Genomic DNA, 12,590 nt, shown 5'->3' on the forward strand with positions numbered 1-12,590 from the left:
CCGGCGAGGGGGCGAGGCGGCGAGGCGGCGAGGCGGCGAGGCGGCGACCATGCGTAGTACGCCGGCATCGCCCGCTGTTCGGCCGACCGGCCCTTGCGGGGTGGGGAGCAGCAGGCTGAACAGGCCCGCGAGTGGCCGCACTGCCGCTCATCGGAGGATTCCTGCCACCCGTGCCATACTCCGCGCCATGCCGTTCGCGTCCATAGCCGCATACGCCCCGCCCCGTGTCGGCATGCTCGCCGTCGGTCTCGTCGCCGAGGTCTTCGACGCCCACGCCGACGGGCCACCGCGCTTCGACTTCGCGCTCTGCACCGAGCGGCCGGGACAGGTCACCACCGATGTCGGGGTGCCGCTCGCCGTCGAGCACGGTCTTGAGCGGCTCGCTGCCGCCGACCTCGTACTCGTCCTGCCGTGGGCCGATTTCCGCATCCCGCCGCCCGAGCCCGTGCTCGACGCACTCCGTGCCGCGCACGCGCGCGGCGCGCTTGTCGGGGCACACTGCGTCGGTGCGTTCGCGCTCGCCGCCGCCGGACTCCTCGACGGCCTTCGGGCCACCACTCATTGGCGGTTCGCCGATCTCCTCGCCCGCCGCCACCCGTCCGTCACCGTCGATCCCGACGCCCTGTACGTCGATGAGGGCCGGATCCTCACGGGCGCGGGCGCCGCCGCCGGGTTCGACCTCTGCCTGCACCTGCTGCGCCGCGAGTACGGCGCCGCCGCTGCCAACGCCGTGGCCCGCGACCTCGTCCTGCCGCCGCACCGGGACGGCGGGCAGGCCCAGTACCTGGCGTCCCCCGTCCCCGAGGACGGTGAGGACGAGCGGCTCGCGGACGTGCTCGCCTGGGCCCGCGAGCACCTCCACGAACCGTTGCCCGTGGCTGAGTTGGCGCGGCGCGCCCTGATGAGCCGCCGCTCCTTCGCCCGCCGGTTCACCGCCGCGACCGGCACGACGCCGCACGCCTGGGTGGTCGGCCTGCGGCTCGGCCGGGCGGAGGAGCTCCTGGAGACCACGGACCTGCCCGTCGAGGAGATCGCCCGCTTGGTCGGCTACGGCTCCGCGGCCGTGCTGCGTGAGCAGTTCGTCCGCCGCCGGGGCGTGCCGCCCCGCACGTACCGCCGTGCGTTCACGAGGATGCGGTAGGCACTGGAGCCACCCCGTTCGCACACCAGGTATCGACTCGGTAACGCAGGGTCATGACCAGCGGGTAGCTCTTTAGGCTCCTCGCGAGCCGCTCGGTGGCGGCCTTCTGCGGGAGGGGGCTGGTCCATGGAGCGATACCGGCCGTGGGCGTATCCGGTGGCAGCGGGTGCGCTGAGTGGCGTGGCCGCGGCGGTGTGCATCGCGGCGTACGAAGACCGACTTCAGGACCTGTACTGGGGCGATGCCGGTGTCTCGGTCTCTTTCGCGGCCGTAGGAGGACTGCTGGCTCACCGGCTGCCACGCCACCCGCTGGGCTGGCTGATGCTCCTGATGGCGCTGAGCGGTTCGCTCGGATGCCTGATCCACCAGGTGTGGCCGCTGGCCTCGGCGGCACGGATGCCCGGCACGAGTGTTCTCGGCTGGATGACGGCGTGGGTGTGGTGGCCGGCTTTCGGCTCCCTTCCCCTGGCTCTGCTGCTGTACCCCACGGGACGCCTGCCTTCGCCACGCTGGCGCCCGGCCGGCCTCCTCTTCTCCGCTCTGGTGGTTCTGCCGACCGCCGTCCTCGCAGTGGTCGGGGCCATCCATCCCACGGCCGGTGTGGTGGACCCCGAGGACATCGGGCAGAGCCCTCTCTTTCCCGTGAACCGGGTCACGTTCATCGCTTTGCAGGTATGTCTCCTGATTGCCCTGGTCTCGCTCGTGGCACGGTGGCGAAGAGGGGCGCGGCTGGAGCGCGACCAGTTGAAGTGGCTGGCCTTCGCCGTCGCGCTGGCCATAGGCGGGCAGGTCGCGCTGGACCTCGTGCCGTACTCGCCCGTGGTGCTGCACGGGATCGGCTTCTGCCTCGATGCCGGGGTCCCCGTCGCCGTTGCCGTCGCGGTACTGCGTTACCGGCTGTGGGCCATTGACCTGATCATCCGGCGCTCGCTCGCCTATGCGGCGCTCACCGCGGGCGTGGTCGTCCTGTACGCGGGGGTGATGTGGTCGGTCAACGGTGTACTCCACCGGAGGTCCACCTTCGCGGCCTCCCTGCTGGCGACCGGCGTGGTCGCGGTGGCCCTTCAGCCGCTGCACCAGCGCAGTCAGCGTGCCGTGAACCGGATCTTCTTCGGTGACCGGGACGAACCCCACACCGTCATCGCCCGTCTGACCGCACGTCTGCGGTCCTCGGTCGAACCGGACGCCGCCCTGCCCATGGTGGCCCGCACGCTGGCGGACGCGCTGCGCCTGTCGTACGTGGCCATCGAGACACCCGCCGGGCCCCGCGTGCGTCACGGTGCGCCGACCGGCACCGTACTGACCCTTCCCCTGGAATACCGGAACGCGGTCATCGGCCGGCTGATGGTCAGCCCCCGGCTGCCGGGAGACGACCTTTCCTCCGCCGACCGGGAACTGCTCGACCAGACGGCCGGACTGGCGGCGATGGCTGTGGAGACCGCCAGGCTCACCGCCGACCTGAGGGAATCACGTGAACGTGTGGTGCGTGCACGCGAGGAAGAGCGCCGGCGTCTGCGCCGGGACCTGCACGACGGCGTCGGGCCTTCCCTCGTCGGGCTCCGCCTGCGGCTCGCGGCGGCCGAGCACGTGGCCGAGGGCAGCGCGGAGCACCTGCGCGAACGGCTTCAGGCCCTACAGGTCCTGGTGGACGGCATCACGTCCGATGTGTCCCAGGCCGTGGTGGGCCTGCGCCCCGCCGCTCTCGACGACGAAGGGCTGGTCGAGGCCCTGCGTCTGTACGCCGACCGGCTGTCCTCCCCCGACAGCCTCCGCATAACCGTCGAGTCCGAGGGGGACGCCGCGGACCTGCCGGCAGCGGTGGACGCCGCCGCGTACCTCATCGCCACCGAGGCCATGACCAACGTCGTCCGGCATGCAGCCGCCACGCGGTGCGTCGTTACCGTGCGGGTGTCCGACATCCTCGAACTGAGTGTCGCAGACGACGGAAAGGGGCTGCGGACGCAGCGGCGCGCGGGAGTGGGGCTGAGCTCCATGCGTGAACGGGCGGAGGAGCTGGGCGGCGAGCTGGTCCTCGACACGAAGCAGGAGCGCGGTCTCACCGTGGTGGCGCGCCTCCCGCTGGGGGACGCGAGTTGACCACGATCCGGATGGTCATCGTCGACGATCACGAAGTCTTCCGCAACGGCCTGCGCGACTACGCGGAGGTGGCCGGCATTCAGGTGGTGGGTGAGGCCGGCAATGCCGCGGAAGGGGTGGACGTGGTTCTGGAGACGGAACCGGACGTCGTGGTGATGGACCTGGAGATGGCGGGAGGCGACGGGCTGACAGCGATCCGCGCCTTGGCCGCCGAACGGCCGGGCCTGCCGGTCGTCGTGGTGTCCGGCTATGACGAGGGTTCCCGGGTCAGCGACGCGCTGCGCGCCGGCGCCGCCGGTTTCGTACTGAAGACGTGTTCGGCACCCGCTCTGCTGGCGGCTCTCGGTGCGGCCGCACGAGGACTGACCGTGCTCGACCAGACCGCGCGCAGCCACCTCTTCGGCGCACTGGAGGCGGCGCGTACGCCGACGGTCGGTCCCTTTCCCTCCCTCAGCGGGCGGGAACGTCAGGTACTGACCCTGCTGGCGCAGGGCAAGGAGCCGTCCCGGATTGCCCGTGAGCTCGTCCTCGACCCTCACACGGTGCACAACTACCTGTCGGCCGTCGTGCGCAAGCTCGGTGTGGCCGGGCGCAACGAGGCCGCGGAAGTGGCGCGGGCCAACGGCTTGGGGAACGGTTCCGGTTCCCTGCCGGGTGACCTGCGACCGGGATAACCGAGGACGATCGGGGAGTGCTCCCGGGACACCTGGGAGCGGAGCATGGGATGCGTCGGTTCAGTCCTCCGGTGCGGCCGGAGCAAGCGGAGAAGTACCAGCTCTCCAGGCCCGCCCGGACACCAGCTTGAAGGAGCATCGCATGCCTCGAGCGTCGCTTCGGCGCCTCGCCGTCGCCCTGTCGGCCATCAGCGTCGTGTCAGGTCTGGGCCTGGGACCGGCCGGCCTGGCCCAGGCATCGCCACGGCCGGCGACGGCCGCCGCGGCACAGCCCGCCCTCTCGGCTCCCGTTCGAGTGGCGGCAACGCAATCACCGCCCCTCTACTACCACGACGCATACAACTTCCCGACGTGGCTCTTCGGGAGGACGCGGCTGTGTGTCACAGCCGGCTACTCGGCCGCGGGCACCGCAAGGGTGCAGAGCAGCGCACCCCTTGCGGCTCCTGAGTACGTCTCCGTAGCAGCGGGCCAGACGCGTTGTATCGAGCGGTGGTGGGGCGGGTTCCCGGTCAACGCGATGAACATCACCTACAGCCGGCTGACCGTCAAGGCCAGCTGAGAAACGGGGGCACGGGTCCGGTCCCGTACAACCGCCGCCTGCCGCCCCAACCGCCGCTTGTCGCCGCCGGAGACTTCCTGGGCTCCGGCGGCGGGTGAGCGCCGGCGCCCCGCCCTCGGGGCCGGACGAACGAAACCATTCGCTTGGCGTCCTACGAAGGAGCTCGAGCATGAAGAGGTCACGTATCAGAGCATGGATCGTCGCAGTGAGTTCGACAATGCTGGCCGCGGGAGTGGCACTGGCACCCGTACAGACAGCCATGGCCGATCCCGTCGGCGTGCAACGCACCCTCGACTGGGAGCAGTCGGCCGACCGGACCCTCCCGGCCACGGCACCGGCCGGTCTCAACAAGCAGTGGGCCACTTCGTACGGCGCCACCAACGTCACCAGCCCCACGCGCGACGGCTCCCACGCAGCCCGCTTCGAGCTGCGCAAATCCGATCCGGTCGTCTCCAGCAGCAAACGGGCGGAGATCTCGCAGCGCGACGAGCAACCCGCGGGCGCCGACCGGTGGTACGGCTTCAGCATCAACCTCGCGAACACATGGACCCACGACACCTCGGCCGAGATCGTGAGCCAGTGGCACCACTGCGACGTCGGATGCCCGGGCACCTCTCCCCCCTTGGCCCTTCTGACCGACGAGGGACGCTGGAAGATCGACTTCCGCGGTGAGCCCATCGATCTGGGTGCCTACACCACGGGGGCCTGGGTGGACTGGGTCTTCCACGTCACCTGGAGGACGGACAGCACCGGCCTCCTCCAGGTATGGAAGAACGGCGAACGCGTCGTGCACCAGACCGGCGCCACCCACGACGGCGGACCACGGTCGCCCTACTTCAAGTTCGGTATCTACAAGTGGGACTGGAACACCGGAGCTCCCTCCAGTACCACGCAGCGGGTGATGTACTACGACGCTCTGCGTCTGGGCGACGAACGCGCCGTCCACCGGGACATCACGCCCCAGCGAGCCTGTACGCGGGCCCCGGTGGTCGCCGCCGCGTCCGCCACCACGTACGAGGCCGCGAACCCACCCTCCCACGCCGTCGACAACAACCTGACGACCCGCTGGTCCGGCCGAGGATTCGGCGCCGCACTGATCCTCGACACGGGCAAACCCCGCCAGCTCTGCGGCGCCACCGTGGCCTGGCACCGCGGTGACCTGCGGTGGAACGACTACACCATCCACGCTTCACAGGACGGCGTCTCGTACACCAAGGTGTGGGAAGGCCGCAGTTCCGGGACGACCACGGCGCCGGAGACGGTGCACTTCACCTCGGGCGCCCTGGACGCCCGGTACCTCAAGATCTCGTTCTGGGCGAATCCCGAGAACGACTGGGCAAGCATCACCGAAGCGAGGCCACTCGGTCTCTAGCGAAGCGAAAGACTGCCCGGCCGGGCCCGCCGCACACCGCGGCGGGTCCGGCCCGCTGTCGCGGTCGGGCAGGCCGACCGCTGTCACTTCCGGCGCCTCGGGCCGCGCGCGCAATTCCGTCCTGCCGTGCGCTCTCGTCCGCCCGTCTACCTCTGATCTTGCGCCGCGCTCCACCCTTCAGGGTGGGGGTGAAGCGCATCGCCCGACGGGCTGCGGGAGAACGGCCCCGCATGGAACGCGGCACTCAGGGACTGGGCGGCGTGGGCGGCCCGGCACGACTCCGACTTCCGGCTGGGTGACACGACCGCCGACGTCATGCGTACGGTGCTGCGCATCAACGAGGCGGCCGCCGAAAGCGCGTTGCGGGTCGGCTCCCACCAGGTCGGCAGCGGCCTGCTGCCGATCCTGTTGCAGCCACTGGGCAGTGACAGCGACGAGTCTTACCGGAGTTTCGCCGCAGACGTCCGCGTCCTGGCCGACGCCGCCGCGGGCCTGCCCGCCACTCCCGGTCCCGCTCTCGACCAGATGCTGCGGCTCAGTTCGGCACCAGACACAGAAGGGGCCGCATCGGCGCAGACCGCCATCCTGTGCGCCGACCAGGCGGCGACGTCCCGTAACCCCCAGCACTACTTCGCGGACATCGAGGCGCACCGGGACCGTGACCCCTTGTACGGCCCGCTCCTTCGCAACATCACGCCCTGCTCGTTCTGGCCCTCCGCGCCCGTCGAACCGCCCACCGCGTTCCGCAACGACGTACCGGCCCTGCTCGTCGGCTCCACCGGTGACCCGGCGGCTCTCTACCGGCATCAGAGGAGCCTGCACCGCACACTGACGGCGTCACGCCTCGTGACCCTGCCGGACACCTTCCGGCACGGGGTCTACAGCCCGTTCAACAGCACCACCAGCGCGTGCGTCGACTCCGCCGTCGACCGCTACCTGCTCACCGGCGCTCTCCCTCCCGGCGACACGCGCTGCGAGCCGGAAGGCGACTGAGGTACGCGGCGACCAGCGGGTACCGGGGTACGCGGTGACAGGCTCCCGCACGTGACGTGAGCCCTGGCGGACTTCTTCACACGCCCTGTCCCCCGCCGGCCTGCGCGGACGTCAGCACGCTACGAACGTCGCCACCAGAACGAAGGACAGGAAGCCGCACTTTAGAATCGCTGACGGGGAACAGGGCAGCACATGATCGAGCACTGCACCCTGTCCGCCGACGCCCGCGAATTCCACGGCCTGCCGTCGACAACCCGAGCCCAGCGGTGCACCCGCGGCGAAATCCGCCTCGGTGCACCCGAAGACCACGCCGACACCTGGAAGGACCATTCCCCGCACTGCCCGGACGCGTCCGCCCCTGCCCCCCAGCAGGCCCGTGGCCCCCTGGCCCGGACATAGCCCCATCACGCCGCCGTCACGGGCCGCGTCGCGGGGCCGACCGGCCCCGCCCGTCGCCGCCAAGAATGGACCGCGGGCGCGGGCCGGTCGCACGGCGTGAGACGTACGACCGGTTTTCCGCTTGTACGTTCCACTGCTCCTGCCGGTTCGAATCCTGGCAACTTGCGTAACCCGGCATATGCCGGGCCGTTATGCGGGTGCTATCGCGCGCTCAACGGGCGAACTTCCAGAAGGCGCGGCCCGCTTGCCGCCAGGAATGGTGGCGTAACCAGGGATTCTCGTGACGGACATCATGTTGTTGATCACCATTGCCTGCGCTTCGGCATGCACCGTGCTGTGGACGGTCGTCCCGTCCCCGGCCAGCCGGATGCGGCACGTCGACGTCATCGAACTCCGGCGCCACCGCCGGCTCAGGGCGGCCCTGACCGGCCCCGGCCCCCAAGCAGCGGGCTCGCCGGCCGGACAAACGGCCGAGAGGGGCACCCTTGCCGCCCCGGACGCGGCGCGACACGGTGACACGCCCGACGATCACAGCTGAGCCCCTCCCCTCAGCGGCAGGGGGCAAGTGACGGGCCCATATACCTGAGCGCCTCGCAGAACCGATAAATCACTAGGCCGAATTACTCCAAATGCGACAAGGCAGCCACCCGTTTGCCGCGCATCCTGCCTAATCCAGACTGCGTTGGCCTGAGTATGACGAGAGCAAGTCGACTGGTTTCCGCAGGACCGCATCCGACCGGCGTGAAGAGCACCGCGCCTGCTGTCCGGATGGGGGACTGGGTTTTCACCCCTGCTGTCGGCCATCCCATCTGGGGGCCGAACGCGACCTTGCACGACAAGGACCGGTGCGTCGAACTGCGGTACTCGGCCTCGCTCCTTGAAGAGCTGCTGGCACGACTGGGCAGCATCGAAGCCGGCTTCGCCACAACGTCGGGCGCACCGGACGCCCGGACCGGCGGTCACCCCGGCCGGCGGCCCTTTCATGGGTGAGACGCGCGGCCGCCACAGCCGCCCCGAGCCGTCCTCCCCCCGGATCACCCCGCCCAGCTGGCCCCGCCCGGCCGACGGCTTTCCGCAGGCGGCCGACCAGCCTCCGACCTTGGTCGACCAGTTGCACGCGCACTGGGACCCGGCAGAGGAACTCGCCCACCTTCTGCACGAAGCCATGGAGAACGAGAGGAGCGCCGCCCCGCCCGCGGAGATCCATGACCCGCCGGACACCGCTGAACAACCGGCCACCGAAGGTGCCGGTGCCCCCCTCGCGGGGCTGACGCAGATCACCGCGGAACTGCCGCCCCTGCGCACCGCCCCCTCCCGCCGTCGCCGCGCCCCCGCACGCAGGAAACGCGCGGTCGGGGCCCTACAGACGACCAGCTTCTTCCTCGCCGCGCTCGCCGCGGTCGTCGTGTCCATGGTGTGCGTCTTCGGCGGCATGGTCGCCTACGACCCGCTGCGCCACCTCGCCAAGCACCGCACGTCCGGCGCTACGGTCCGGTGGTGGCCCCTGCTGGTCTACGGACCGTGGATGGTCGCTTCTCTGTCGGTTCTGCGTGCCGCTCTCCATCAGCGCCGTGCGGCACACTCCTGGGCCGTCGTCCTGCTGTTCTCCACCGTCTCCATGATCTTGTGCGTAGCGCAGGCGCCGCACACAGTGGTGGACGCCGCGGCGGCCGCACTCCCCTCGCTGGCCGCGCTGGCCTGCTTCCAGCAGCTCGTACGGCAGATCACCCTCACCCGTCCACCACGGCAGGCCAACCCACGACACCGCAACCGCGACCGGCCGCCTTTTCGCCAGCACCCCACCCGGCACCATCGCGCCTCGTCCTGACCAGCCCGCCCAGAAGGACGGGCGCGTCGGGGCACTGGTCGAGCGTGCGGGCGAGACCGCCGGCCGGACGGTGCCTACCGGGGAGCGACGGCGGGGCTGGTGGCACGGGCGCTGTTCGCGTCCGCGGCGAGATGGAAGAACGAGTCGGTGCCGGTGACCTCCAGGAGTCTGATCACCTGCTGAGCGAGAGGGCCGGCGAGGACGAGGGGCTGGCGATTGTGGGCTCCGATCAGCGTGTTGAGCATGGAGGAGTCGGCGAAGGAGACGCCGGCCAGGTCGACGACAGTCAGTGTCGTGCCGTCATGATGAGCGGTGTCCAATGCCTGGCGGAGCGCACCCTCGGTTTCCATGTCGAACTCTCCCGAACAGACGATGACGCGCGTGCCGTCCATGTCGGGCAGTACTTCGACGCGAGCCGCAGCCCCCATTGCCTTGCTCACGTTTCCCCTCATCGCCCGGGAGCCGGTCCGGCGGTCACGCCGGCAGGCTCCTCCTCACACCGGGCACGTACGCCCGGCCGACATTCTGGAAGTAGATTAGCTCCTTGCCGAGCCCGAGGAAAACTACAGCAGGCGACGTAGATATTGAGGCACGGTACGGGAGCTTTCGCGCCATCGGGGGCAGCACCTGCGGCGCGAGGATCTCACCGTCCGGACCACCGAGGCCCCGTGAGCGACCGGCCGCCACCCGAGCACGCCGAACGGCCGCCCGCACCGCCGGTGAAAAGTGGCGCAGTTCACAGCCACAGGCATACCTGCTGGTCGGTATGGTCAGTGGTTCATAGCCGCGACAGGAGGCCTCATGCCTGCGACCAACCGCCAGATCCGTCTGGCAGCCCGCCCCACAGGTGACGTCAAGCCTGAGGACTGGGAACACGTCTCCGTCCCCGTCGACGCACCCGGCCCCGGCCAGTTCGCGGGCAGGACGCGCGTCATATCGCTGGACCCCGCGATGCGCGGCTGGCTCGACGACCGCCCCTCCTATCTCCCGCCTGTCGGGCTCGGCGAGGTGATGCGCGCGGGATCGGTCATCGAGGTGACCGCCTCCAACCACCCTGGCTTCCAGCCCGGCGATCACGTCGTGGGAACCTTCGGCGTCCAGGAGCACGTCGTGTCCGACGGCAAGGGCGCCCTGAAGATCGACACCTCGCTCGCACCGCCCTCGACGTACCTCGGCGCGCTGGGCATGTCCGGCATGACCGCGTACTTCGGGCTGCTGGACGTCGGCGCCCTCAAGGAAGGCGAAACCGTCGTCGTCTCCGGCGCGGCGGGCGCGGTGGGCACGACGGTCGGCCAGATCGCCAAGGTGAAGGGCTGCCGCGTCATCGGCATCGCCGGAGGGCCCGAGAAGTGCGCGGTGCTCACTGACGAACTGGGATTCGATGCGGCGATCGACTACCGGGCCGGCGACGTCAAGCGTGCGCTGCGCGAGCAGACCCCTGACGGCATCGATGTCTACTTCGACAACGTGGGCGGCGACATCCTCGACGCCGCGCTGACTCGGCTGGCCATGCACGCTCGCGTAGTGATCTGCGGCGCGATCAGCCAGTACAACAACGCGACACCGGTCAAGGGCCCGTCGAACTACATGTCCCTGCTCGTGCGCCGTGCCCGCATGGAGGGCTTCGTGGTCTTCGACTACGCGAAGCGCTACGCGCAGGCCGCACAGGAGATCGCCGGGTGGATCGGCGAGGGCCGGCTCAAGGTCAAGGAGCATGTGGTGAAGGGGACGGTGGACGACTTCCCCGAGACGCTGCACATGCTCTTCCGCGGCCAGAACGTCGGCAAGCTCGTGCTGGAACTGGCATGACCGCGGAGTGACCGGGATATACACGTCGCACTGGGGACGTGCACGACCCGAGGTGTCGACGAACGCCTTCGTGGCGGCACGGGCTCCACGATCAGGAGTACGGGCCCCTCTGGTCGACCGGGAACAGCAACGGCCGCGCGACCCCAGGGGGGTGGGTTCGCGCGGCCTCTCCGCGTCAGGCAGCGGGGGGAGGCCGCCTGACTGGGTGCTGTAGTGCTGATGCCCCGTGGCGGGGATGTCATGCGCGGGAAGTCGTTCCTACCGGGCGCGCGGGTGCGGCGGGTTCGTCGACGCCGGTTTCGCGGGCTCGGCCCCGCCGCTTCTGCACAGGGTCAGCCCCTGAGGGAGAAGAAGATCGTGTCCTGCGCGTACCAGTCGTACGTCCGGCATCCCATCCCCCCTCGCGAACTTCAACCGTTCGACAAGCGCTTCGAGGCATCGGGCGACGGAGTCGGTGGAACACGTGCGATGCGAGGAAACGCACCGGTTCGAGGAGGCCCACGTGTCCCACACCACGGATTCCCTGTACGCCCGCGTCAAAGAAGAGGTGGCCGCCCGCGCGGACCGGCTCTGGGACGTGGCCCTCGCGCTGCACCGCGAACCGGAGACGGCATACGAGGAGCACCGGGCGGCCCGCCTGCTGGCGGACGAGCTCGAACGGGAGGGTTTCCGGGTGGAGCGCGGCGCGGCCGGGCTGCCGACCGCTTTCGTCGCTCGTACGGGTACCGCCGCCGCCGCGGGCGAAGGCCCCTGCGTGGCCCTGCTGATGGAGTACGACGCGCTGCCGCTGCTCGGGCACGCGTGCGGCCACAACCTGATCGCGTCGGCCGGCCTCGGTGCGGCGCTCGCCGCGCGGGCCGCACTCGGCGAGTTCGCCGGGACGCTGCTGGCCGTCGGGGCGCCAGCGGAGGAGCGCGGCGGCGGCAAGGTCACGGAGGTGGAGGCGGGCCTGTTCGACGGGGTGGACGCGGCTCTGATGTTCCACCCCGGCGTCCAGGACTGGTCCTGGGCGCCGCTGACGGCAAGCGCGCAGGTGCGGGTGGGGTTCCACGGGCGGGCCGCGCACCCGACCGGCAGTCCGACGGAGGGCATCGACGCGCTGGGGGCGCTGATCCAGCTCTTCAACACGCTCGGCGTGCTGCACCGGCGGCTTCCCGGCGGATCGCACATCCAGGGCATCGTGACCGACGGTGGCCGGGCCACGAACATCGTCCCCGAATACGCGGAGGGGCTGTTCGGGCTGCGCGGCGGGACCACGTCGGCGCTGGAGGACCTGGTGGAGGAGTTGCGCTCGTGCGCACAGGGCGTGGCGCTGGCCACCCGTACGAAGGTGGAGGTGACCGACGTCGGGGGCCGGTACGAGCACTTCCGTAACAACGACGTGCTGTCCGGGCTGTTCGCCCACCACCTGGGCCGGGCGGGCATCCCGTTGTCGGAACCGGCGGCGGGCGTGTACCTGGGCTCGTCGGACATCGGCAACGTCAGCACACGCGTGCCCGCGATCCATCCGTTCGTCGCCATCACGGGTTCGGACGCCTCGGACCACACGCCCCGGTTCGCGGAGGCGGCGGCCGGTCCCCGCGCGCGGCAGGTGATGCTGGCCGCGGCGGAGGCGCTGGCGTGTACGGCAGCCGACGTCCTGCTGCGTACGGACGTACCGGAGCGGGCCTGGGCGTCCTTCCGGCAGAAGGCGGCCGCCGGCCTGTGACGGGGGGCCG

General features: G+C 70.6%; 12 protein-coding genes. 11 read left to right on the top strand and 1 reads right to left on the bottom strand.

Features of this window, described 5'->3' with window-relative positions; translation table 11 throughout:
- Window positions 1–187 precede the first annotated feature (187 nt).
- The 9 genes from AS594_RS03055 (at window position 188) to AS594_RS03100 (ending at window position 9,063) form a co-directional block, all read left to right on the top strand.
- On the top strand, window positions 188–1,141 hold the full coding sequence (locus tag AS594_RS03055; protein WP_069925533.1) for a GlxA family transcriptional regulator: 954 nt from the start codon (window positions 188–190) through the stop codon (window positions 1,139–1,141).
- Window positions 1,142–1,267: 126 nt separating this feature from the next.
- Window positions 1,268–3,238 (top strand): histidine kinase, encoded by a 1,971-nt coding sequence (locus AS594_RS03060; RefSeq protein ID WP_069933487.1) that lies wholly within the window; start codon window positions 1,268–1,270, stop codon window positions 3,236–3,238.
- Window positions 3,235–3,912 carry a response regulator transcription factor gene (locus tag AS594_RS03065; protein WP_079148318.1) on the top strand — a complete coding sequence of 226 codons (678 nt, stop codon included), beginning with the start codon at window positions 3,235–3,237 and terminating at the stop codon, window positions 3,910–3,912. The genes AS594_RS03060 and AS594_RS03065 overlap by 4 nt, the downstream gene beginning before the upstream one ends.
- Window positions 3,913–4,054: 142 nt before the next feature.
- Window positions 4,055–4,471: a hypothetical protein gene (locus AS594_RS03070; protein WP_069925536.1), complete on the top strand. Its 417-nt coding sequence runs from the start codon at window positions 4,055–4,057 to the stop codon at window positions 4,469–4,471.
- Between the two features lie 169 nt (window positions 4,472–4,640).
- On the top strand, window positions 4,641–5,843 hold the full coding sequence (locus AS594_RS03075; protein WP_079148317.1) for a heparin lyase I family protein: 1,203 nt from the start codon (window positions 4,641–4,643) through the stop codon (window positions 5,841–5,843).
- A 315-nt stretch (window positions 5,844–6,158) separates the two neighbouring features.
- Window positions 6,159–6,836, top strand: a complete 678-nt coding sequence (locus AS594_RS03080; RefSeq protein ID WP_069925538.1) for an alpha/beta hydrolase — start codon at window positions 6,159–6,161, stop codon at window positions 6,834–6,836.
- Window positions 6,837–7,028: 192 nt separating this feature from the next.
- Entirely contained in the window at window positions 7,029–7,235 is a 207-nt protein-coding gene (locus AS594_RS03085; protein ID WP_069925539.1) for a hypothetical protein, read from the top strand.
- Window positions 7,236–7,515: 280 nt separating this feature from the next.
- Window positions 7,516–7,773: a hypothetical protein gene (locus tag AS594_RS03090; RefSeq protein WP_069925540.1), complete on the top strand. Its 258-nt coding sequence runs from the start codon at window positions 7,516–7,518 to the stop codon at window positions 7,771–7,773.
- Between the two features lie 444 nt (window positions 7,774–8,217).
- Window positions 8,218–9,063 carry a DUF2637 domain-containing protein gene (locus AS594_RS03100; RefSeq protein ID WP_069925542.1) on the top strand — a complete coding sequence of 282 codons (846 nt, stop codon included), beginning with the start codon at window positions 8,218–8,220 and terminating at the stop codon, window positions 9,061–9,063.
- A gap of 74 nt (window positions 9,064–9,137) precedes the next feature.
- Here the strand turns inward: AS594_RS03100 and AS594_RS03105 are convergent, their stop codons facing one another.
- Window positions 9,138–9,503 carry an STAS domain-containing protein gene (locus tag AS594_RS03105; protein WP_240508918.1) on the bottom strand — a complete coding sequence of 122 codons (366 nt, stop codon included), beginning with the start codon at window positions 9,501–9,503 and terminating at the stop codon, window positions 9,138–9,140.
- A 361-nt stretch (window positions 9,504–9,864) separates the two neighbouring features.
- Between AS594_RS03105 and AS594_RS03110 the strand changes: the two genes are divergently transcribed.
- Both AS594_RS03110 and AS594_RS03115 read left to right on the top strand, forming a co-directional pair.
- Window positions 9,865–10,872: an NADP-dependent oxidoreductase gene (locus tag AS594_RS03110; protein WP_176741072.1), complete on the top strand. Its 1,008-nt coding sequence runs from the start codon at window positions 9,865–9,867 to the stop codon at window positions 10,870–10,872.
- Between the two features lie 502 nt (window positions 10,873–11,374).
- The gene (locus AS594_RS03115) at window positions 11,375–12,580 is read left to right on the top strand and encodes an amidohydrolase (RefSeq protein ID WP_069930231.1); all 1,206 of its coding nucleotides are present in this window, start codon (window positions 11,375–11,377) and stop codon (window positions 12,578–12,580) included.
- Window positions 12,581–12,590: the final 10 nt, after the last annotated feature.

Source organism: Streptomyces agglomeratus (genome assembly GCF_001746415.1).
In the GTDB taxonomy this organism is placed as follows: Bacteria; Actinomycetota; Actinomycetes; order Streptomycetales; family Streptomycetaceae; genus Streptomyces; species Streptomyces agglomeratus.

Bases quoted from the DNA above. Each gene is read 5' to 3' on its own strand.
- AS594_RS03055 (WP_069925533.1), top strand. From the start codon at position 188: ATGCCGTTCGCGTCCATAGCCGCATACGCCCCGCCCCGTGTCGGCATG.
- AS594_RS03060 (WP_069933487.1), top strand. From the start codon at position 1,268: ATGGAGCGATACCGGCCGTGGGCGTATCCGGTGGCAGCGGGTGCGCTG.
- AS594_RS03070 (WP_069925536.1), top strand. From the start codon at position 4,055: ATGCCTCGAGCGTCGCTTCGGCGCCTCGCCGTCGCCCTGTCGGCCATC.
- AS594_RS03075 (WP_079148317.1), top strand. From the start codon at position 4,641: ATGAAGAGGTCACGTATCAGAGCATGGATCGTCGCAGTGAGTTCGACA.
- AS594_RS03080 (WP_069925538.1), top strand. From the start codon at position 6,159: ATGCGTACGGTGCTGCGCATCAACGAGGCGGCCGCCGAAAGCGCGTTG.
- AS594_RS03085 (WP_069925539.1), top strand. From the start codon at position 7,029: ATGATCGAGCACTGCACCCTGTCCGCCGACGCCCGCGAATTCCACGGC.
- AS594_RS03100 (WP_069925542.1), top strand. From the start codon at position 8,218: ATGGGTGAGACGCGCGGCCGCCACAGCCGCCCCGAGCCGTCCTCCCCC.
- AS594_RS03110 (WP_176741072.1), top strand. From the start codon at position 9,865: ATGCCTGCGACCAACCGCCAGATCCGTCTGGCAGCCCGCCCCACAGGT.